We start from the raw sequence: 20,757 nt of genomic DNA, 5'->3' as shown, positions 1-20,757 counted from the left end.
GCTGTTGTCCCTGGCAGCGAGCGCGCAACCGGCGCCGTCGGCGGCGGTCGATCCCTGGGCGGTGTACGAGTCGGTCTGGTTCGATACCGTCGGCGTCGCCGATGGGCTTCCCCATTCGACCACCACGGCGATCGTGCAGGACACCCGTGGCCTGATCTGGATCGGCACCTTCGGCGGCCTGGTACGGTACGACGGGTACCGGATGCAGGTGTTCGGCCAGGAGCCCGACTCCTACGCAGGGGCCGTGCTGCCCGATTCCTACGTGCGCGCCCTCGCGCCCCTGGAGGATGGCGGGCTGCTCATCGGTACCAACGCCGGCGGCCTGGTGCGCTTCGATCCTTCAACGATGCGCTTCCACGTCTACCCGATCGGCCCCGGGGGCACGTCGGATGGCAAGATCTTCGCCATCGCCCCCGCGCGTGAGCACGGCGTGTACTGGATCGCGACTGAGGGTGGCGTCGATCGCCTCGACCTCGCCAGCGGGAAGATCACTCACGTGGCGCCCGTTGCAGGCGACGCGAAGGACATGATGGCGCGCACTTTCATCGTGGCCGAGGACAAGGCGGGCAGGCTCTGGGCTGGGGCCGACAACGGCCTGTTCGTCCGTCGTCCGGGCGGTCACTTCACGCGGGTGCGATCCAGCGACCCCGAGGTGGACGAGATCCTGCATGACCAGGTGTGGGCCCTGCTGGAAGACAGCCGCGGGCGGCTCTGGATCGGCACGGGCCAATCGGGCGCGATCTATATCGGGCCGAAGGGACAGGGGCACCTCGTTCCCGGTTTCTCCGGCAAGAACGGCATGGCCCGCCGACGCACCGTGCGCGCCTTCCACGAGACGCCGCAGGGTGTGCTCTGGGCGGCCACCGACGGCGCAGGCGTGGTCACGTACGACTTCGGCAGCGGACGGCTGCGGTCGCTGGCCCACGACGCAGCCATGCCTTCGTCGCTTCCCGGCGACATCACGCGCGACATCTTCCAGGACACCGCGGGGAACATCTGGGTGGCCACCGAACTGGGGGCAGCGCACTACGATCCGCACGGGCGAAAGGTGTTCTCGGTACTGCCGTCGCCGCTGGAGTCGCACACGCTCTCGAACGCCAACGTGCATGGCATCTTCGTCGATCCACGCGGCCGCGTGTGGCTCGGCCTGGGCATGGGCAGGATCGACGTGCTCGACCTGGCCAAGGGCAGCATGCGGCACCTCCAGCTCGGCGGCGAACAGGCGGAGCGCGACGTGCAGGCCTTCGTGGTCGCTCCCGACGGTTCGATATGGGCCGGTGCTCAGGGCATTTCGCGGATCGATCCGGATACGTTCGCGCTCGAGAGTTCCGTGATTCCGAGCCTCGATGGCCGGTTGATCCTGTCGATGCAGCGCGATGGCGACGACATCCTCATCGGTGGGTACGACGGCCTGTTCCGTTACGACACGGTGCATCGCACGCTTACCCAGATGCGCCACGACGAAGCCGACCCGCACAGCCTCGTGGGCGACCAGGTCCGCTACATCGTGCGCATGCCGGGCGCCTGGTGGTTCGCCACGATCAGCGGCATCAGCATCGCCTACGACGGCCAACCGGGTTTCGTGAATCTTCGGCACGATCCCGCCGACCCCACGAGCCTACCCCAGGATTACACGGGCTCCATGGCCTTCGACTCGCACGGCCGCCTCTGGCTGGGCACGTTCGGCGGCATCGCCTACCTCGACGAGTTCAAGCCGCGCGGCCCGTTCCGTTTCGGGCTGGTGGGCGCGCGCGAAGGGTTGTCGAACACGAAGATCAACGCATTGCTCGTCGATCACGAGGACCGCGTATGGGCCTCCATGGCGAACGGCGTGGCCATGGTGGACACCGCGACCCACCGCGTGGCCAACCTCGGCATTCGCGACGGGCTGCGTATCCCGAGCTACATCCATCGTGCCGCCGCCGAAGCGCCGGGTGGCGAACTGATGTTCGGCGGACTGGGCGGGCTGACGGTGGTCCGCCCTTACTGGGTGGCGCCCGTGGCGCCTCCGCCGCGGCTCGCCGTGACCCAGGTCTCGGTGAACGAGCGGATCCTGCCGCTACGCGAGATCCCTGGCGACGGCGGCGAGGTTTCCCTCGGCGCGGGGGCCAGGAACCTCCGGGTGGATTTCGCGCTGCTCGATTTTCGCGCACCGATGGAAACTCACTACGCGTACCGCATGGACGGTACGGACGCGGGGTGGAACGAAGTGCAGCGGGGCATTCCGCCGAGCGCGATCTACACGAACCTGCCCAGCGGAACCTACACGCTGCGGTTGCGCGCCACCATGCGAGGACTCGACGCCCGCACCGTCGAGACCTCGGTTCGCGTCGTGGTCACGCCGCGCTGGTACGAGAGTCCGTGGACCCTCCTTGCGGGCATCGCGCTGGGCGTGGCGCTGTTCTTCGGGCTGGTCTACCTGCGCACGTTGTACCTGCGCCGTCGCGCGGAGCTGTTGCAGGCGCAGGTCGATGCGCGGACGCGCGACCTGAAGGCCGCGAACGAGAGGCTCGACCACCTCGCGGGCACCGACGAACTCACCGGTTCCCTCAACCGGCGACGCTTCCTCGAGCAGGCCGAGCGCGTGCGCCAGGGGGCCGCGGCCGACGGCATCCCGTTCAGCGTGGTGCTCATCGACATCGACGATTTCAAGGTGGTGAACGACACCTACGGACACCTGGCGGGCGACACCGTGATCCGCGAGACGATGCGGGTCATCTCTTCCATGTGCCGCGCGGACGACCTCGCCGGTCGCTTTGGCGGCGAGGAGTTCATCCTCTGCCTGCCGGGCGCGCTGGCGGAGCACGCGCTGGATATCACCGAGCGCGTTCGCCATGCGTTGGGCGCGATGGTCATCGTGCACGGCGACTACCGCATCCGCATCACGGTGAGCGCGGGCGTGGCGATGTGGCGCGCCCCTGAATCGCTGAATTCGCTCCTCGGCCGCGCGGACGACGCGCTGTACGAGGCGAAGAACGCAGGCCGCAACCGCAGCCGCATCGCGGGGCTGTAGGAACGCGCCCAGCGCGTTCGCCGGAACGTCGCTTGCATGAACGGTGGGAAAATCCCCTCTACGGATTGATCGGGATCAAGGAAATCCCGCCGGATCGGCGAATGATACGAGGCGCATCCACACGCGGAGGTATCGTATGACCAGCAAGCCTGTCTTCATCGTTGCCGCTTGTCTTGTCCTGGCTACCACGGGCCCGCTTTACGCACAGCAACGCGGCGGGCAAGGCGCTCCGGCGCAGCGTGGCCAGGGCATCCGGCAACAGGACCGCCTGCGCGATCCAAGCCAGAATCTTGATCGCGATCGCACCAAGGACCAGGAATACGGCTATCAGTTGATGACCGAGGAGGAGCGCAGCGCATACCGCAACAAGATGCGGAGTCTCGGAACCCAGCAGGAACGCGACGCCTTCCGCCTGCAGCATCACCAACTCATGCGGCAACGTGCGACCGAGCGCGGCGTGGAATTACCCGAAGTGCCGCTTGGCCGCGCCGCCGGCATGGGTCCCGGCGCACGTTCCGGTGCCGGCATGGGGCCTGGTGCCGGCATGCAGCGCAGCCAGCAGCAAGTGCAACAGCAGACCCAACAGCAGATCGAGCAAGGCACTCAGCAAGAACAGCCGACACCACAGGGCCAACAGCCGACCCAGCAGCAGGATTAATCCCTGAAGTTCTCGAACTGCAGCGGTACCTCGATGTCGGCCTTGCGCAGGAGCGCCATGGCGGCCTGGAGGTCGTCGCGCTTCTTGCCCGTGACGCGAACCTTCTCGCCGTTGATCTGGGCCTCCACCTTCAGCTTGGCCTCCTTGATCTTCGCGACGATCTTCTTCGCCACCGGCTGCTCGATGCCTTGCTTGATGGTGATCTTCTGCCGGGCCTCGGCGAGGTTGGTTTCCACCTTGCCTTCGTCCATCGCACGCACGTCGATCTGGCGGGCCGAGAGACGGCCGCGCAGGATGTCGAGCATCTGCTTCAGCTGGAACTCGTTGTCGGCCTTCTGCGTGATGACGTTGTCGTCGAGTTCGTACTTGGCCGAGGTACCGCGCAGGTCGAAGCGCGTGGAAACCTCTCGGTTTGCCTGGTCCACCGCGTTGGTGAGCTCGTGGGTGTCGACTTCGGAAACGATGTCGAAAGAGGGCATGGTCGTATTCCTTCCGAGGGCAGGCTGACAAGTCTAGCGGTATCATGGGCGTTTGCACGGTGAACGCAGAGCATGGAATACGACGTCCTGGTGATCGGGGCCGGTGCGGCGGGCCTGATGACGGCCATCGTCGCGGGCGGCCGCGGGCGTCGCGTGCTGGTGGTCGACCATGCCAACCGGGCCGGCAAGAAGATCCTGATGTCCGGCGGCGGCCGCTGCAACTTCACGAACACGGCCACCTCGCCCGCGAACTTCCTTTCGGCGAACCCTCATTTCTGCAAGTCCGCATTGGCCCGTTACACGCCGTGGGACTTCATCGCCATGGTGGACCGCCATCGCATCGCGTGGCATGAGAAAGCGCCGGGGCAGCTGTTCTGCGACGACTCGTCGAAACAGATCGTGCGCATGTTGCTGGACGAGTGTGCCGCCGTCGGTGTGCGCGTGGAAACCGGCTGTCCGGTCTCGCGCCTGCGCGCCGCTGCCGGCGGGTTCGCCTGCGACACGCCGCTCGGGCACGTTCGTGCCGCTTCCCTGGTGGTGGCCACGGGCGGGCTGTCCATCCCCAGCCTCGGCGCCACCGGGTTCGGCTACGAGGTTGCCACGCAGTTCGGTCACGCCGTGCTTCCGGTTCGCGCCGGGCTCGTGCCGCTGACGTTGAGCGGAAAGCATCAGGAGCGCTTCGAAGGCCTGTCCGGGGTGGCCTTGCCGGTGGAGGCGCGAGCGAACGGCGCCGCCTTCCGCGATGCCATGCTGTTCACCCACCGGGGGCTGAGTGGCCCTGCGATCCTGCAGATCTCGTCTTACTGGGAACCAGGCACCGACCTGCGCATCGACCTGCTTCCCGGCCGCGACGCCGGTGAGGCCCTGCGCGAAGGCCGCGCCGAGCGTCCTGTCGCGGAGCTCAAGACGGTATTGTCCGGGCTACTGCCGCGACGGCTCGCCGAGCGGTTGTGCGAGGTGTGGCTGCCCAACAAGCCGATGCGCCAGTTCCGCGACGCGGAATTGAATGCCATGGGCGCACAGTTGGCCGACTGGCCCGTGGTGGCCAGCGGCACGGAGGGCTATCGCACGGCGGAGGTCACGCTTGGCGGCGTCGACACCGACGAGGTCTCTTCGTCCACCATGATGTCGCGGCGCCAGCCCGGTCTCTTCTTCGTCGGCGAGGTGCTCGACGTCACCGGCCACCTCGGTGGCTACAACTTCCAATGGGCCTGGGCCTCCGGCCACGCCGCCGGCCTGGCCGTCTGACACGGAGCAAAGGATGAACAGCATGCGTATCGGCTTCATCGGTCTGGGCGCCATGGGCGCGGGCATGGCGGGCAACCTGCTCAAGGCGGGGCACGCGGTCACTGTCTGGAATCGTTCGCCGGCGGCGGCGGAGGCACTGGCGAAGCTGGGCGCCAACGTCGCGAAGGACGCACGTTCGGTAGGCGAGGGCGTGCAGGTGCTGCACAGCATGCTCGCGAACGACGCCGCAGTGCGCGCAGCCATCCTCGACAGCGGTGTACTCGATGCCCTGCCCAAGGCAGCGGTGCACGTGAACCACGCCACGCTCTCCGTGGCGCTCGTGCGCGAACTGGTCGAAGCGCACGAGCGGCGCGGGCTGGGTTACGTGGCTGCGCCGGTGTTCGGACGCCCGGACGTGGCCGCTTCGGGTGGCCTCAACATCGTCGCCGCAGGCAAGGCGGACGCCATGGCGAAAGTGTTGCCCTTGCTCGAGCCGCTGGCCGGGAAGGTTTGGCCGATGGGCGACGACCCGGTCCGCGCGAACGTCGTCAAGATCGCCGGCAATTTCATGATCGGTGCCGCGATCGAGAGCATGGCCGAGGCCTCGGCGCTCACCCGGGCGCACGGCGTGCCCGCGAAGGACTTCCTGGAGGTGATGACGGGCTCGCTCTTCGCGGCACCCGTGTTCAAGACCTACGGCGGCCTGATCGCAGAGGAGAACTATTCGCCCGCCGGTTTCAAGATGAGCCTGGGCTTCAAGGACATCGGCCTCGCGCGTTCCGCCGCCGAGACGGAACGCGTGCCCATGCCTTTCGCCAGCGTCTTGCACGACACGCTCCTGGAGGCCCTGGCGGCGGGGGAAGCCGACCTCGACTGGTCGGCCCTGGCCAAGGTGGCGGCGCGAAGGGCGCATATCGGGTAATCGCGAAACGCGAGCACGTCTTCACAATCGCTAGGCCCGCCCATCCGCGACAATCGCCCCGCACGCTGTGTGCTGCACGAGGGTGGAAACATGACGGCAAGCTGGAAAACGGTGTACGAAGGACAGCACGAGGGCCGCTCGGTCACCGTGCGGGAATCGGGCGACGGCACGTTCAAGGTGCTTACCCGGCAGAATGTCCACGACGAGGGCATTGCCTACCAGGACGGGAAGACCTTCGTCCACGTGTCGCCCAGCAGCGTGGGCGAGCAGGTCGAGAGCGAGGTGAATTCGCGCGAGTCCCTCAAGGAAGCGTTGACGGAACTGCATTTTTCGGCCGCGTCGGTCGACGCCATCTGTGACGGGCTGCACTGACGAAGCGTTCCGAATTTCTGCCATGATCGGGCCTCGTCCATCCATACAGGCCCGCGTCGCCCATGGCAGAAACGACCTCCCCGATGATCGAGCGCACGGTACCCCGGCTGCTGATGTGCGAGCCCACGTTCTTCGAGGTCAGTTACGTCATCAATCCATGGATGACCGACCACGTCCATGACACCACGAGCGAGCGTGCCCGCCGGCAATGGGATGCGCTGCGAGACACGGTATCGCGGCATGCCGACGTGGCCCTGCAGCCGCCGGTGGAAGGCCTGCCGGACATGCCATTCACCGCCAACGCCGGCCTGGTCTTCGGCAATACCTTCGTTCCGAGCCGCTTCCGTTATCCGGAGCGGCAGGGCGAAGAAGCGCACGACCGTGACTGGTTCGCGCGGCATGGATTCGACATCGTCGACCTCCCGGACACCGTGTTCTTCGAAGGGGCGGGCGATGCGCTGTTCGACCGCGGGGTGTCGCGGCGCCTGTGGATGGGGCACGGCCATCGTTCCGATGCGGACGCCGCGCCTGCATTGGCCCGGCTGCTCGACGTCGAGGTGCTTCCGCTCAAGCTGTCCGACCCGCGCTTCTACCATCTGGACACGTGCTTCTGTCCGCTGGCGAACGGATACCTGCTCTACTTTCCCGGGGCGTTCGATCCACTGGCCCTGGCGCTCATCGAGAGACACGTGCCGCCCGGGCAGCGCATCGCGGTGCACGAGCACGACGCGCTGGATTTCGCCTGCAACGCGGTGAACCTTGGACGCGTCGTGATCCTCAATCGCACCAGCGCCGAGCTGCGCGCGCGGCTGGAAGGCGCGGGTTTCATGGTGGTGGAAGTGGCGCTGGACGAATTCATGAAGTCCGGCGGCGCCGCGAAGTGCCTGACCCTGCGGCTGGACGAGATCGCGGGGGCGTAACCGAGGACTGTGGGAGCCGGCTTCGCCGGCGATCCCGCGGCAGCGGGCAACCCTGCCGCAAGCACCCATCGCCGCTGAAGCGGCTCCCACACAAGACCTGTCAACGCTTGCGGAGGCCCAGGTCTTCTACGACGCTTTCTTCCTCCGCGCCAGCCACTTGTCCAGTTCGTTCGCAAACGCCTGGCGATCGCGCGGGTGCATGGCCGCGGGGCCGCCTGTGTCCACGCCGGCCCCTCGCAGTTCCTCCATGAAGTTGCGCATCGAGAGCCGCGCGGCGATCGTGTCCTTCGTGAACATCTCGCCACGGGGGTGCAGCGCCAGCGCGCCTTTTTCGATCGCGAACGACGCCAGGGGAATGTCCTGCGTGACCACCAGATCGCCGGTTTCCACGCGGCGCACGATCTCGTCGTCCGCCACGTCGAATCCGCCCGGTACCTGGATGGAGCGTACGAAGCGCGAGGCCGGGGTGCGGATCCACTGGTTTGCCACCAGCGTCACCTCGACCTGCTCGCGCTCGGCCGCGCGGAACAGGATGTCCTTGATGACGTTCGGGCAGGCGTCGGCGTCGACCCAGATCTGCATGTCAGAGGTCCTGCCAGTCCACGGAGCCGTCGATAATGGTGTTCGTGCGTCCGCCCACCCAGACCGCGCCGCCGTCGATGCGGATGATGATGCGGGCGTCGTGGCCCACCTCGCGCCCCTGGCTCACGACGTATCCGCGGGCCAGCGTGCCCGTGCTGTCGCGTTCCGCGATATAGGCGGCGATGAGGCCGTTCGCGGCGCCCGACGCCGGATCCTCCACGATGCCGACGCCCGCAGGAAAGGCGCGAACGGCCAGGCCTTCGGCCGAGCGGGCGAATACGCAGAGGCCCAGCGTGTCGGTGGCGAGCGCGAGTGCGCGGATGGCGGCGTGATCCGGCCGCCATCCGCGCAGTTCGGCTTCGTCGGCGAATTCGGCGATCCACCAGCGACGGCCGCCCTCGACGCAGGCCGGAGCGAGGGTGCCCGGCTTCACGCCGTAGAGTACGGCCGATAACGTCTCGCCTCCGCAGGACGCGTCGCCGACGATGCGTGCCTTCGGGGCCTGCACGAACAGCTCGCGCGCCGTGCCGTCGCCCTCCACCCGGATGGGCAGCACGCCCGCCCCGCATTCCTGCCACACGATACCTGTGGCATCCGGCTGCACCAGCCCGGCGTCGAGCGCCGCGTGGGCGCTGCCGATGGTCGGATGTCCTGCGAAGGGAATTTCCTTCGTCGGAGTGAAGATGCGGGCCAGGTAGCCGGCACCTGCGGCGCGTGCCGGCATGAGGAAGGTGGTTTCGACGAGGTTGGTCCAGTGGGCGAAGCGCTGCATGCGCACATCGGACCAGCCCGAGGCGTCGATGACCACGCCGAGGGGATTGCCCCCGCCGTGACGGGCCGCGAAGACGTCGAGCTGCTTGTATCGAATGAGGGGCATCGGTGGAACCGGGGGACGGGGAAGGCGACATGATAGCCGCGCATGGGGCCGCCGGCATTCGACAACGCTGCGCGATAACGCGAAGATGCGCCCTGGCTCGACGCGTAAGGACGCATTCTCAAGGCATGATCACGCTGCTCATCATCCTCGCGACCTGTGTGGTCTCGATCGTCGCATTCCGCAATCACCGCCTGATGGACGACCTTATCCTCTGGCCCCCGGCACTGAGCCGCAGCCGCGAGTATTACCGCCTGGTGACCTACGGGCTGGTCCACGCCGACGGCGGCCATCTCTTCTTCAACATGATCTCCCTCTATTTCGCCGGGCGGATCATGGAGGAGTTCTTCACGGCCACGATGGGGCCGCTGGGCTTCCTCACGTTCTACATCGGCGCGCTGGTGTTCTCGATCCTGCCCTCGTATCTGGCCAACAGGCGCAATGCCGGGTATCGCAGCCTGGGCGCATCGGGCGCGGTGTCCGCGATCCTCTTCGCCTTCATCCTGTTGGCGCCCTGGGCCAAGATCTACCTGATCGTCATACCGATGCCGGCGATCCTGTATGCCGTGCTCTTCGTGGTCTATTCGGTGTACATGGACAAGCGCGGCGGCGATAACGTGAACCACAGCGCGCACCTGTGGGGCGCCCTTTATGGCGTGCTGTTCACCATCGCGTTGCGTCCCGGGGTGCTGCTGAACTTCATAGCGTCGCTGTCGCAGCCAAGGCTTTTCTGATAGAGAACTGAATTTTACCGACAGATTTATGTGACTTCGGCTCCTGAGTTGTTACATCATGCATTCGTCCGGATCGAACAACCCACCTTAGATGTCGTCCGGCATGCACGCGAGTTTCCCCTGGGGGGCGGTTCGCGTCGGCTATTACCGCAGGAGGAATGAGCGCATGGCTACGACCCGAAAGTCCGCCGCGAAGAAGTCCGCGGCACGAAAGACGGCAGCGAAGAAGACCGCCAGGAAGACATCTGCAACGAAGTCGTCGGCAAGGAAGGCTCCCGCGAAGAAGACCGCACGGAAGGTGGCGCGCAAGGCCACGACCCGTCCGGCAGCGAAGAAGTCCGCTGCGAAGAAGACCACCGCAAAGCGGGCCACTGCCAAGAAGGCTACCGCCAAGCGGGCCACTGCCAAGAAGGCTACCGCCAAGAAGGCCACTGCCAGGAAGGTAACGGCAAAGCGGGCGACCGCGAAGAAGGCAACCACGAAGCGCGCCGCCCCGAAGTCGGCTGCGACCAGGAAGAGCGCAGCGAAGAAGGTCGCCACGCGCAAGTCGGCACGGAAGGCTCCGGCCAAACGTTCCACCGCCAAGAAGACAACCGCCAGGCGCAGCACCGCGACCAGGGCCGCGACGCCGAAGAGCACCGCGCGCAAGGTCGCCTCCGGCAAGCCCGCCGTGAAGAAGGCCGCCCCGGCGCCGGCCGTACGCAAGACCGCCGGCACGGCGGCGACGCGCAAGGCACCCGCACGCAACACGTCCGCCGCTCCCGCCGTCGCCAAGCCGCGTCCGGTACCGAAGGCCGCGCCGAAGCCCGCACGTCCGCCGGCTTCCGAGAGCACGACCGAAACGCCGGTCCAGCACATCACGCAGGAAGAGGCGGTCGCGCACATCCAGGCGCTGCTCGATGCGAAGCGCGAACGCGACCGTCAGCCGCCGAACTGGCCCACCGGTGAGCAGCATGCCGCAGGCACGCCGGATGTCACGCCGGGTGGATCGAATCCGGCACCGAAGGTGCCGGCGCCGGAGGCGTCGCAGCCGAACATGGCGCATGAACGAGGCGATCAGCAGAAGAGCAAAGGCTGAGCGTGAAAGCTGAATGAAAGGAAAGGGCCGCCGCGTGCGGCCCTTTCTTTTTTAGCGGGCATTCAATCGGGTGGGTTCAGTGTCCGGATCGTCTCCCCGGAGGTTCGCCCATGCGTCGAGCGCACTCGCTTATCCTGGCATTGGCTGCATGCCTGCCACTCGCCGGGTGTTATTACGACCCCGATTACGGCTATGTCCGCAACGGCTCCGGAGCGGATGCCTACTATGGCGAAGAGACCGTGGTCGCGCCGGCGTATTCGCCCGGTTACCGCTATTACGACTATGGCCCGGCCTGTTGCTACTCGAGCCTCAGCGTGGGCACCGTGTGGTACGACGGCTACGACGGGCGACGCTATCGACGCGAAGGCGACTGGCACGGACATCCACCGCCGCGCGGCGACTGGCATGACCGTCGCGACTGGCACGATCGCCACGACGGCGATCGCGATCGCGGTAACTGGCGGGGCGACGGTCGTCCCGACCGCGGTCGTCCTCCCCCGGGGCGTTCGCCCGGCGGGCAATGGCAGGGCGGTGGCGATCGTCCGCAGGGTAGCTGGCGCGGCAGTGCGGGAGGCGATCACCGTCCGCCGCCGTCTGTGGCTCCCCGATCCGTACCGGCGACCCGCCCGGCGGGCACAGGCCGCGATCGTAGCCGGTTCCGCAGCAGCACCGACTGAGGCGACGGCGCGGGCCGTACGTTCGCGCCGTGAGGCCCCACGAGGTGGCGTGGCCCAGGCCATGGCGGGATGCGCTTAGGCTGGCAGAAGACTTCGCCATCGCCGCCTCATCCTCTTGCGCATTCGTCTTTCGCCCGTTTCCGCGGCCATCGTTGCGCTTGTGGCCTGCACGGCGGTGCAAAGCCTCGCCGTGCTGCCTTCCTGGAAGGCGGCGATCGCAGCGTGCATCCTGGCCCTGCTTGCGCTTCTGTCGGCCCGCCGTGATGTCGTACGGCTGGGCGCGGTGGCGGTCCTCTTCGCTGCGTGGGCGGTGTTTCACGCGGCGCTCGCGATGCAAGCGCGCTGGCCGGCGTCGCTGGACGGCACGGATGTGACGGTCACCGGACGCGTGATCGGTCTTCCGCGGCGAAGCGGTGCCGACGTTTCCTTTGTCTTGGTCTCGGAATCGCCGGGCGGCGACGCACACGCTCCGCGAGGGCGCATACGCCTCACCTGGTATCGCGGTGCCGCCGCGCCGGCACCGTGCGAGCGATGGCGGCTCACGGTGCGGCTGCGCCGCCCGCGCGGCATCCTCAATCCCGGGCCTGCCGACGGCGAGCGCAACGCGTTGCAACGTCGCGTTGCCGCCACGGGGTATGTGCGCGCGGCGCCCGACAATCGCCGGTTGTCCACGGCGATCTGCGCGGACGGCTGGCGTGCGCGCATCGCGAAGGCACTCGACGCCGCGGTCGGCGAACGTCGCGCGCGCCTCCTGAAGGCGCTGGCCGTGGGGGACACGCGCGGGCTGGATGCCGCCGATTGGGATATCGCCCGCGCGACCGGCGTCTCCCACCTGTTGGCGATATCCGGTTTCCATGTGGGTGTTGCCGCCGGTGGCGGCGCGCTGTTAGGGCGCTTGCTCTATGCCTTGCTTCCCGGTCTGGCGCTGTGGCTCCCACGGCAGATCGCGCAGGCACTGGCCGGCCTTGCCGTGGCAGGCGTGTACGCGGTCCTCGCCGGTCTGGGCCTTCCCACCGTGCGCAGCCTGCTCATGATCGCCGTCGTCGTGCTGGCGGCGTGCTTCCGTCGGCGGACGAACGGCGCGTCCCTGCTCGCCGTGGCATCGCTCGTCGTCCTCGGCTTCGACCCGCTTTCGGTGCTTTCCGCGGGCTTCTGGCTTTCGTTCGCCGGCGTGGGTTTCCTGATGCTCTGCGTGACGCCGGTGTCTGACGGGTGGCGCGGATGGCTGGGAGGCCTGCTGCGTGCGCAAGCGGTCATGAGCGTCACGTTGCTGCCCCTGTGCCTGTGGTTCTTCGGCAGCGCGTCGCTGGCGGGATTTGCCGCCAACCTCGTGGCGGCGCCGCTCGTGAGTTTCGTGGTCGTGCCGTTGACCCTGATCGGTTGCGCGTTGTTGGGCGCGCCTGCGCTGGCCAGTGTTTTCCTTATGCCAGCGTGCTGGGTGCTGTCGCACCTGTGGCGCCTGCTGGAGGCGATGGCGCGAATGCCCATGGCTGCCATCGGCGTGGCCGAGGGCATCGTGGTGACGACCATCCTTGCGACGGCGGGAGCCGCGTGGCTGTTCGCGCCGCGTGGTGTACCGCTGCGCGGTTGCGGCGCCTTGCTGCTGCTGCCGATGTTGCTGCCCCCGCGCGACCCGCCACAGCACGGCGCGTTCCGCATGTGGGTACTCGATGTGGGGCAGGGGCTGGCGGTGCTGGTGCGCACCCGTTCGCATACGCTGGTGTACGACACGGGGCCGGCCTATGCCGGTGGGCGCGACGCGGGTGCCGGCGTCGTGCTCCCTGCGATCGCCGCGCTCGGCATCGGGCCGGTCGACCGGCTCGTGGTCAGTCATGGCGACAGCGACCACGCCGGAGGCGCGGGGTCCATTGTGTCCCGCTATCCGGAAGCGGTGCGCCTGTCGGGCGAGCCGGGGCGACTGGGCTTCAGGTCGCTGCCTTGCGCCGGGCAGGCCCCGTGGTCCTGGGACGGCGTGTTCTTCCGCTTCATCGAGGTGCCCGAGGCGCGCGGGGGAAAGACCGCCTCGAACGATCGCTCCTGTGTGCTGGCGGTCGAAGGCATCGGAGGGCGGCTCATGCTCACGGGCGACATCGGCCATGGCGCCGAACGCCGCATGGCCGCGGGGGACATGGCGTCGTCGCTGCCGACGATAACCACCATGGCGCACCACGGCAGTCGACACTCGTCGGACGTTTCGTGGCTCGCGGCGGTGAAACCCGCGATCTCGATCGCCTCGGCCGGCTGGCGCAATCGCTTCGGACACCCGCACCCGAGCATCGTCGACAGGCATGCCGCCATGGGGGCAGAGGTTTACGTCACCGCACGCAGTGGCGCGATTCGGGTGGACTTCCCGGTGGCGGGGCCGCCGGTCATCGTGCGCGAGTGGCGGCGCCCGGCCACGCGCTACTGGCACGAATGACGCCCCGCAATTTGCTGCGGTGCATTTGACATCTCGAATTTAGAACGATTTAAATGCCGCTTCCGTAATCGAAGGGGACGAGCGTGACGGGATCGATGCAGGTTTGGAAAAAGTCGGGGATCGCACTGGCGGTGTCCTCCATCCTCCTCACCGGCGCGGCTTTCGCGGCCGCTGCGCGATTCGACAGTTCGTTCGAGCAGGGCGGGCCCCAGGTGCTCGCGAAGGGCACCGGCGGCCTCGACGTGCGCGTCGTGGGCGGCCCGCCGCCCGAAGCCGTGCTCACGGCGAAGGCGAACGTGGGCTTCACGGGTACCCATTCCTTGCGTTACGCGGGGACGGCGAACGGCAGCCCTGCCGTGGCCAGGCTGTTCGACACCGATGTGAGTGTCGCCGAAGGCACCACGCTTTCCTGGCTGGTCTTCCCGCGCTCGAACAAGGACGACCTGAGCAATCCCGCCAACTACGCGAGCGTGGACGTGGTGTTCGACGACGGTTCGCGCCTCTCCACTAGCGGCGCGCGCGACCAGCATCGCGTGCCGGCCACGGCGAAGGGGCAGGGCGAGGGCCGTGTGCTCTATCCGGACCAGTGGAACTACGTGAGCGTGGATCTCGGCGCGGTAGCCAAGGGTCGGCGCGTGCGCGGTATCGAACTGGTCGTGAACCCGCCTGCCGGCAAGTCGTTCGAAGGCTATCTCGACGACGTGCGCATCGGCGTGGTGAAAGACATCGCCAGCACGCATCCCACCGACTACGTGGACACCCGTCGTGGCTCCAACGCGAACGGCAATTTCTCGCGCGGCAACAACTTCCCCGCGGTGGCGATGCCGCACGGATTCAATTTCTGGACGCCCACGACCAACGCCGGTTCGAACTGGCTCTACCAGTACCAGGAGCGAAACGGCGACGACAACCGTCCCCGCATCGAGGCGTTCGCCCTCTCGCACGAGCCCAGCCCGTGGATGGGCGAGCGGCAGACCTTCCAGGTGATGCCCGCCCAGGTGCCGTCCGGCGCGCCGCCGCTGAAGCGCGAAACGCGCGCGCTCGCGTTCGGCCACGATGCCGAAGTGGCGCACCCAGACTACTACAGCGTGCATTTCGACAACGGTATCGCCACCGAAATCACGCCGACCGACCATGCGGCGATGTTCCGCTTCACGTTCGCGGGACCGCGTGCGCAACTGGTGTTCGACAACATCAACGGCGATGCCTCGGTCACGCTCGACCCCGCCGGCCGTTCCATCCAGGGCCGGTCGGACGTGAAGAGCCGGCTGTCCACGGGCGCCACGCGCCTGTTCTTCTATGCCGAGTTCGACAAGCCCGTGACCGAGAGCGGCCGGTTGACCGGCGAGCATCGCGACGCTGCCTCGGCATGGTACGGCTTCGACACGTCGAAGAAAGACGGCCGCACGGTCACGATGCGGATCGCCACCTCGCTCATCGGCATCGATCAGGCCAAGGCCAACCTGGCGCAGGAAATCGCGGCGGGCGACACGTTCGACAGCGTGCACGAGCGTGCCCGCAAGGCCTGGGACGAACGCCTCGGCATCGTGAAGGTGGAGGGTGCCACGCGCGACGAACGCACCATCCTCTACTCGAACCTCTACCGCCTGTTCCTGTATCCGAACCGCGCCTACGAGAACACGGGCAGCAAGGACAAACCGGTGTGGCGCTACGCCAGTCCGTTCTCGGCCGCCGTTGGCGCGAACACGGACACGCATACCGGTGCGCGCATCGTCGACGGCAAGCCCTACGTCAACAATGGCTTCTGGGACACCTATCGCACGGCGTGGCCGGCGTACGTGCTGTTCACCCCGAAGGAAGCGGGCGAGATGATCGACGGCTTCGTGCAGCAGTATCGCGACGGCGGCTGGATCGCGCGCTGGAGCTCGCCGGGATATGCCGACCTCATGGTGGGCACCAGCTCGGACGTGGCCTTCTCCGACGCCTGGCTGAAGGGTGTCCGCAATTTCGACGTGGCGTCGTTCTACCAGTCGGCGATCCGCAACGCCTCCAGCGCCAGCGACGTGAAGGGCGCGGGCCGCAAGGGCATCGAGCGGTCGCTGTTCAACGGCTACACCGACGACAAGGTGGATGAGGGTCTGTCCTGGTCGATGGACGGCTACATCAACGATTTCGCTATCGGCAATCTCGCCGCGGCGCTGGCGAAGACGCCGGCGAACGGGGACGGTTACCGCAATTACGCCGACGACGCGGTGTGGTATCGCTCCCGCGCGCTGGGTTACACCAACCTGTTCGAACCTGAAGTGGGCTTCTTCGTCGCCCGCGATCCGGCGGGCAAGTGGCGCTGGAACGCGAAGGACTTCAATCCGACGCGCTGGGGCGGCGACTACACCGAAACAGACGCCTGGAACATGGCGTTCCACGCGCCGCAGGACGGTGCCGGCCTCGCCGGGCTCTACGGCGGGCGCGACGCGCTTGCCGCGAAACTCGACACCTTCTTCTCCACGCCCGGCACCTTCGACGTGGGCGACTACGGCGGCGTGATCCACGAAATGCTGGAAGCCCGCGACGTGCGCATGGGCCAATACGGCCATTCGAACCAGCCTTCGCACCACATTATCTGGATGTACGACGAGGCCGGCCAGCCCTGGAAGGCGCAGGACAAGCTGCGCGATGCGGTGTCGCGCCTTTACGTGGGCAGCGAAATCGGCCAGGGGTATCCCGGCGACGAGGACAATGGCGAGATGTCGGCGTGGTGGCTGTTCGCGGCGGCGGGCTTCTATCCGTTGCGCATGGGCACGCCCGAGTACGTGATCGGGGCACCGCATTTCCCGCGCATGACGATCGCCCTGGAGAATGGGGAGAAGATCGACATCCGTGCACCGGGCGTGAGCGACACCAACCGCTATGTGCAGTCGCTGAAGGTGAACGGCCAGCCCTGGAACAAGCTCACCCTGCCGCACGAACTGCTGGCGAAGGGCGCGACGCTCGACTTCACGATGGGCGCGGAGCCGTCTCGGTGGGGCACCGGTGCGGACGCCTTGCCTGCGTCGATCACGGCCGAGGGCCAAAAGCCGTCGCCGCTGCGCGACGTGACCCGGGCGGGAGGCGTCAGCCTCGGCGGCCACCGTGACGCGAAGCTCGCCGCCGTGGCGGACAACGACTCGTCCACCGAGTTCGCCCTGCCCAAGGGGAAGACGACCGTCGACTACCGCCTGGACAAGCCTGCTGCCGTGGCCGTCTACACCATCACGTCCGGCGCAGCCCTTCCGGCACCTTCGCACTGGACCCTGCAGGGCTCCGCGGACGGCAAGCAGTGGACCACCCTGGACGAGCGGCGCGACGAGCACTTCCCCTGGCACCGTCAGACGCGGGCTTTCGCGCTCAAGCAGACGGCTTCGTACAAGCATTACCGGCTGGTGCTCGAATCCGACGCGCCGGGCGCCGTGGCCGAACTGGAGCTGCTGGCACGCTAAGGGCTGGTGTGGGAGCCGCTTCAGCGGCGATGGGTGCTCGCGAGAGTGCCCGCTGCCGCGGGATCGCCGGCATAGCCGGCTCCCACACAGAGCAGGCTGGCTAACACAGAGCAGGCCGGTTCACACAGAGCAGGCCGGTTCACACAGAGCAGGCCGGTTCACACAGAGCAGGCTGGCTCACACAGAGCAGGCCGGTTCACACAGAGCAGGCTGGCTCACACAGAGCGGGCTGGCTCACACAGAGCGGGCTGGCTCACACAGAGCAGGCCTGCTCACGCAGAGTTGGCGGGCCGCCACAGAGCAGGCTGGTTCCCGCATAGAGCGGGCCGGCATTCTGTGGGAGCCGCTTCAGCGGCGATGGGTGCTCGCGCCACGGTTGCACACGGCCGGGTGTTCCCCGTCGGGAAAGACTCCTGTCCGGGCTGCGACTGGTTGCGCAGTCCCAACGGCCGGCCCTGCTATCATCCGGGTCTGACTTTTTCGTAGCTCCGGGGTTCACGTGCTCGAGATTCTTCTGGCTGGCGGCTGGGCATTGGCGCCGATCCTGATCTGTTCGCTGGCGGCGCTGGCGATCGTGCTGGAACGCTTCTGGGCCCTGCGCCGCGCGGCCGTGCTGCCGCCGGGGCTGGGTGCGGAAGTCCGCGAATGGGCGCGCTCGTCCAAGCTCGACGCCGCCCACCTCGAGGCGCTGGAAAAAGGCTCGCCGCTGGGCGAACTGTTCGCGGGCGCGCTGGCCGTGCGCGACCGTCCGCGCGAACTCATCAAGGAACGCATCGAAGACACCGGCCGCCATGTGGTGCACCGCATGGAGCGTTACCTGAACACGCTCGGCACCATTGCCCTCATCGGCCCGTTGCTTGGCCTGCTCGGCACGGTGATCGGTCTGATCCGCATGTTCCTGAACGTGATGGCGGGCGGCATCGGCGACCCGACGAAGATGGCCGGCGGCATCGGCGAGGCGCTGATCTGCACGGCCTTCGGTCTGATCGTTTCCATCCCCGCCTACGTGCTGCACCGCTACTTCCGCTCGAAGGTCGGGGGCTACGTGGTGCAGATGGAAAAGGAAGCCACGGCGCTGCTCGACGATCTGTCGGCCCCGCGCCCGGTGGCGCGCCGCCGCACCGCCGCGACGGAAGCGGCAGCCACGCAGGCCGGTTGATCCCATGCGCATCGGTTCCCGTCGCGAGGACGACTTCGAGATCAACGTGATCTCGCTGATCGACGTCCTGCTTACGCTGCTCATGTTCTTCGTGCTGAGCACTACTTTCATCGAGCATTCGCGGCTCAAGGTCAACCTGCCCAAGGCGGACAGCGAGGCAAGGGATGCCACGGACAACGCGCTCACTGTCGTCGTCGATCGTGACGGGCATTACGCGGTGGGCAGCGACGAGGTGCTGGGCGAGGGCATCGAGCCCCTGAAATCCACCATCGAGCGCGTGGCCGGGCCGGACCGCGGCCGGATCGTCGTGATCCGCGCGGATGCGATGACGCCGCACCAGAACGTGGTGCGGGCCATGGACGCGCTGGGCCAGTTGGGTTTCACGCGATTGTCGATCGCCACCACACCGTCCGAGGCGGCGGCGGGCAAGTGAGTACGCAGAAAGTTTCCGTCTGGGACGTGCGCACCTGGCACACGTACAAGCGCCTGCTTGGCTATACGAAGCGATTCCGCACCGCGGGCATCATCGCGATCGTTGGCATGATCATCGACCCGGCCTGCCTGTCGCTGTTCACCAACCTGCTGCAGCCGCTGATCGACAACCTGTTCATCGCGCGCGATCCGCACACCATTTTCTGGATGCCGATCTGGATCATCTGCATCTTCGCCGTTCGCGGCGTGGCCTCGTATTGCACCGATTACGGCATCGCGTACGTGGGCCGTAACGTGGTCCAGGCCATTCGTATCGACGTGTTCGCCGCTTACCTGCGCCTGCCATCCACGTTCTTTGCGAAGGAACCCTCCGGCCAGCAGATCTCCCGCATCACCTATACGAGCGAGCAGGTGGCCGCCGCGTCGTCCGATTCGCTCAAGGTGGCCGTCACGGAGGGCCTCACCGTGGTGGGCCTGCTCGCGGTCATGCTCTACCAGAGCGCCTACCTGGCGATGGCGCTGCTCGTGCTGGTGCCCTGCGTCGTCGTGATCGTCACGGTGATCAGCCGCCGTTATCGCAAGATCAGCAAGCGCATCCAGGGCAACATGGGCACGGTCACCAGCGCCGTCGAAGAGGCCGTGGCGGCGAATCGGGAGGTGCGCATCTATGGCGGACAGGGCCGCGAGGGCGACCGCTTCCACGAGATCGCCGACCGTCAGCGGCGCCTGAACCTGAAGGTGTCCGCCACCAGCGCGGCGTCGAGCGCCACGATCCAGACCGTTGGCGCCATGGCGCTGGCCGTGCTGGTCTTCCTGGGCACCCGCCCCGGCGTCATCGAGACGATTACCCCCGGCGTGTTCACCGCCGTGCTCACCGCCATGGGCGGCATGCTGCCTTCGCTGAAGCGCCTTGCCGGCATCCAGTCCAACCTGCAGAAGGGCGTGAGCGCGGCCGAAGACCTGTTCGCGATCATCGACGAGCCGCCGGAAGTGGACCATGGCACCGAGGATCTCGGGCGCACGAAGGGCGACATCCGCTTCGAGCACGTGGAACTCGTTTACGAGCGCAACAACCATGCGGCCCTTCGCGGCGTCGACCTCGTCTGCGCACCGGGCACGGTCACCGCGCTCGTCGGCCGTTCGGGCAGCGGCAAGTCCAGCCTGGTCAGCCTGCTGCCGCGTTTCTACGAACCGACGGCAGGGCGCATCCTGATCGACGGTCGCGACTACGCGCAGTACACCCTGGCCTCGCTGCGCCGGCAGATCGCCTGGGTGGGGCAGCACGTGGTGCTGTTCGACGACACGGTCGCCGCCAACATCGCCTACGGCGAGATGTCGGGCGCCTCGGAAGCGGAGATTGTCGCGGCAGCACAGGCCGCGAACGCGATGGAATTCATCGAACGCCTTCCCGAGGGGCTGAACACCCGTATCGGCCAAGGCGGCAATTCGCTTTCCGGCGGGCAGCGCCAGCGCCTCGCCATAGCGCGGGCGATCCTGAAGAACGCACCCATCCTGGTTCTGGACGAAGCCACCAGCGCGCTGGACACCGAATCCGAACGGCTGATCCAGGACGCCCTTACGCGCCTGATGCGCGACCGCACCACGCTGGTGATCGCCCACCGCCTGTCCACCATCGAGCACGCGGATCAGATCGCGGTGATGGAGCAGGGCAGGATCATCGAACTCGGAACCCATCGCGAGCTCATCGACAAGGGCGGCCAGTACGCGGCGCTGCATCGCATGCAGTTCCACGAGCAGGCCGCGGCGGACTGAC

General features: G+C 67.3%; 17 protein-coding genes and 1 pseudogene. 15 read left to right on the top strand and 3 right to left on the bottom strand.

Translation table 11 applies throughout. From position 1 onward, the window contains the following. The first annotated feature begins 4 nt into the window (after window positions 1–4). Both HBF26_RS01220 and HBF26_RS01215 read left to right on the top strand, forming a co-directional pair. On the top strand, window positions 5–3,013 hold the full coding sequence (locus tag HBF26_RS01220; protein ID WP_240151157.1) for a ligand-binding sensor domain-containing protein: 3,009 nt from the start codon (window positions 5–7) through the stop codon (window positions 3,011–3,013). Between the two features lie 136 nt (window positions 3,014–3,149). Continuing rightward, a complete protein-coding gene (locus HBF26_RS01215; RefSeq protein ID WP_167122274.1) occupies window positions 3,150–3,671 on the top strand; it encodes a hypothetical protein in 522 nt (173 codons plus the stop codon). Here HBF26_RS01215 and HBF26_RS01210 read toward each other — a convergent pair. Continuing rightward, window positions 3,668–4,150, bottom strand: coding sequence for a YajQ family cyclic di-GMP-binding protein (locus HBF26_RS01210; RefSeq protein ID WP_167122272.1), 483 nt, complete (start codon window positions 4,148–4,150; stop codon window positions 3,668–3,670). The two genes, HBF26_RS01215 and HBF26_RS01210, sit on opposite strands and share 4 nt — an antisense overlap. A 72-nt stretch (window positions 4,151–4,222) precedes the next feature. On the opposite strand from HBF26_RS01210, the gene HBF26_RS01205 reads away from it, so the two are divergent. The 4 genes from HBF26_RS01205 (at window position 4,223) to HBF26_RS01190 (ending at window position 7,591) form a co-directional block, all read left to right on the top strand. Next, on the top strand, window positions 4,223–5,398 hold the full coding sequence (locus HBF26_RS01205; RefSeq protein WP_167122270.1) for a BaiN/RdsA family NAD(P)/FAD-dependent oxidoreductase: 1,176 nt from the start codon (window positions 4,223–4,225) through the stop codon (window positions 5,396–5,398). A 13-nt stretch (window positions 5,399–5,411) separates the two neighbouring features. Continuing rightward, window positions 5,412–6,299 (top strand): NAD(P)-dependent oxidoreductase, encoded by an 888-nt coding sequence (locus tag HBF26_RS01200; protein ID WP_167122268.1) that lies wholly within the window; start codon window positions 5,412–5,414, stop codon window positions 6,297–6,299. 90 nt (window positions 6,300–6,389) lie between these two features. Then, entirely contained in the window at window positions 6,390–6,671 is a 282-nt protein-coding gene (locus tag HBF26_RS01195; protein ID WP_167122266.1) for a hypothetical protein, read from the top strand. Window positions 6,672–6,733: 62 nt separating this feature from the next. Further along, entirely contained in the window at window positions 6,734–7,591 is an 858-nt protein-coding gene (locus HBF26_RS01190; RefSeq protein WP_167122264.1) for a dimethylarginine dimethylaminohydrolase family protein, read from the top strand. 126 nt (window positions 7,592–7,717) lie between these two features. Here HBF26_RS01190 and HBF26_RS01185 read toward each other — a convergent pair whose 3' ends face one another. Both HBF26_RS01185 and HBF26_RS01180 read right to left on the bottom strand, forming a co-directional pair. After that, window positions 7,718–8,173 (bottom strand): YaiI/YqxD family protein, encoded by a 456-nt coding sequence (locus HBF26_RS01185; protein WP_167122262.1) that lies wholly within the window; start codon window positions 8,171–8,173, stop codon window positions 7,718–7,720. A 1-nt stretch (window position 8,174) separates the two neighbouring features. Then, window positions 8,175–9,050, bottom strand: coding sequence for a PhzF family protein (locus HBF26_RS01180; protein WP_167122260.1), 876 nt, complete (start codon window positions 9,048–9,050; stop codon window positions 8,175–8,177). A gap of 125 nt (window positions 9,051–9,175) precedes the next feature. Here HBF26_RS01180 and HBF26_RS01175 point away from each other — a divergent pair, with 125 nt between their 5' ends. From HBF26_RS01175 to msbA, 9 genes and pseudogenes are all read left to right on the top strand, one after another. Beyond that, window positions 9,176–9,781, top strand: coding sequence for a rhomboid family intramembrane serine protease (locus HBF26_RS01175; RefSeq protein WP_167027032.1), 606 nt, complete (start codon window positions 9,176–9,178; stop codon window positions 9,779–9,781). Between the two features lie 91 nt (window positions 9,782–9,872). Beyond that, window positions 9,873–10,289, top strand: a pseudogene (locus HBF26_RS19835) (histone H1-like repetitive region-containing protein); the annotation flags it as partial. A 162-nt stretch (window positions 10,290–10,451) separates the two neighbouring features. Then, window positions 10,452–10,859: a hypothetical protein gene (locus HBF26_RS19830; protein ID WP_338039625.1), complete on the top strand. Its 408-nt coding sequence runs from the start codon at window positions 10,452–10,454 to the stop codon at window positions 10,857–10,859. A 110-nt stretch (window positions 10,860–10,969) separates the two neighbouring features. Beyond that, window positions 10,970–11,536, top strand: a complete 567-nt coding sequence (locus tag HBF26_RS01165; RefSeq protein ID WP_167122258.1) for a hypothetical protein — start codon at window positions 10,970–10,972, stop codon at window positions 11,534–11,536. Between the two features lie 115 nt (window positions 11,537–11,651). Continuing rightward, window positions 11,652–13,955: a DNA internalization-related competence protein ComEC/Rec2 gene (locus tag HBF26_RS01160; RefSeq protein ID WP_167122257.1), complete on the top strand. Its 2,304-nt coding sequence runs from the start codon at window positions 11,652–11,654 to the stop codon at window positions 13,953–13,955. Window positions 13,956–14,050: 95 nt separating this feature from the next. Next, complete coding sequence (locus tag HBF26_RS01155; protein WP_167122256.1) at window positions 14,051–17,392, top strand: GH92 family glycosyl hydrolase; 3,342 nt, start codon at window positions 14,051–14,053, stop codon at window positions 17,390–17,392. A 499-nt stretch (window positions 17,393–17,891) separates the two neighbouring features. Beyond that, window positions 17,892–18,551: a MotA/TolQ/ExbB proton channel family protein gene (locus HBF26_RS01150; protein ID WP_338039610.1), complete on the top strand. Its 660-nt coding sequence runs from the start codon at window positions 17,892–17,894 to the stop codon at window positions 18,549–18,551. 4 nt (window positions 18,552–18,555) lie between these two features. Next, window positions 18,556–18,984 (top strand): ExbD/TolR family protein, encoded by a 429-nt coding sequence (locus HBF26_RS01145; protein WP_167122255.1) that lies wholly within the window; start codon window positions 18,556–18,558, stop codon window positions 18,982–18,984. Further along, window positions 18,981–20,756: a lipid A export permease/ATP-binding protein MsbA gene (gene msbA, locus HBF26_RS01140; RefSeq protein WP_167122254.1), complete on the top strand. Its 1,776-nt coding sequence runs from the start codon at window positions 18,981–18,983 to the stop codon at window positions 20,754–20,756. Before HBF26_RS01145 ends, msbA begins: the two co-directional genes overlap by 4 nt. Window position 20,757: the final 1 nt, after the last annotated feature.

The organism is Luteibacter jiangsuensis, from assembly GCF_011742555.1.
Lineage (GTDB): Bacteria > Pseudomonadota > Gammaproteobacteria > Xanthomonadales > Rhodanobacteraceae > Luteibacter > Luteibacter jiangsuensis.
Note: the sequence above shows the minus strand (reverse complement) of the source record. Positions and strands in the feature narration are given on the sequence as shown.

Excerpts from the sequence above, each read along its gene's own strand:
- HBF26_RS01195 (WP_167122266.1), top strand. The coding sequence starts at position 6,390 with ATGACGGCAAGCTGGAAAACGGTGTACGAAGGACAGCACGAGGGCCGC.
- HBF26_RS01200 (WP_167122268.1), top strand. The coding sequence starts at position 5,412 with ATGAACAGCATGCGTATCGGCTTCATCGGTCTGGGCGCCATGGGCGCG.
- HBF26_RS01155 (WP_167122256.1), top strand. The coding sequence starts at position 14,051 with ATGCAGGTTTGGAAAAAGTCGGGGATCGCACTGGCGGTGTCCTCCATC.
- HBF26_RS01175 (WP_167027032.1), top strand. The coding sequence starts at position 9,176 with ATGATCACGCTGCTCATCATCCTCGCGACCTGTGTGGTCTCGATCGTC.
- HBF26_RS01215 (WP_167122274.1), top strand. The coding sequence starts at position 3,150 with ATGACCAGCAAGCCTGTCTTCATCGTTGCCGCTTGTCTTGTCCTGGCT.
- HBF26_RS01210 (WP_167122272.1), bottom strand. The coding sequence starts at position 4,150 with ATGCCCTCTTTCGACATCGTTTCCGAAGTCGACACCCACGAGCTCACC.
- HBF26_RS01190 (WP_167122264.1), top strand. The coding sequence starts at position 6,734 with ATGGCAGAAACGACCTCCCCGATGATCGAGCGCACGGTACCCCGGCTG.
- HBF26_RS01180 (WP_167122260.1), bottom strand. The coding sequence starts at position 9,050 with ATGCCCCTCATTCGATACAAGCAGCTCGACGTCTTCGCGGCCCGTCAC.
- HBF26_RS01185 (WP_167122262.1), bottom strand. The coding sequence starts at position 8,173 with ATGCAGATCTGGGTCGACGCCGACGCCTGCCCGAACGTCATCAAGGAC.
- HBF26_RS01145 (WP_167122255.1), top strand. The coding sequence starts at position 18,556 with ATGCGCATCGGTTCCCGTCGCGAGGACGACTTCGAGATCAACGTGATC.
- HBF26_RS01205 (WP_167122270.1), top strand. The coding sequence starts at position 4,223 with ATGGAATACGACGTCCTGGTGATCGGGGCCGGTGCGGCGGGCCTGATG.
- HBF26_RS01165 (WP_167122258.1), top strand. The coding sequence starts at position 10,970 with ATGCGTCGAGCGCACTCGCTTATCCTGGCATTGGCTGCATGCCTGCCA.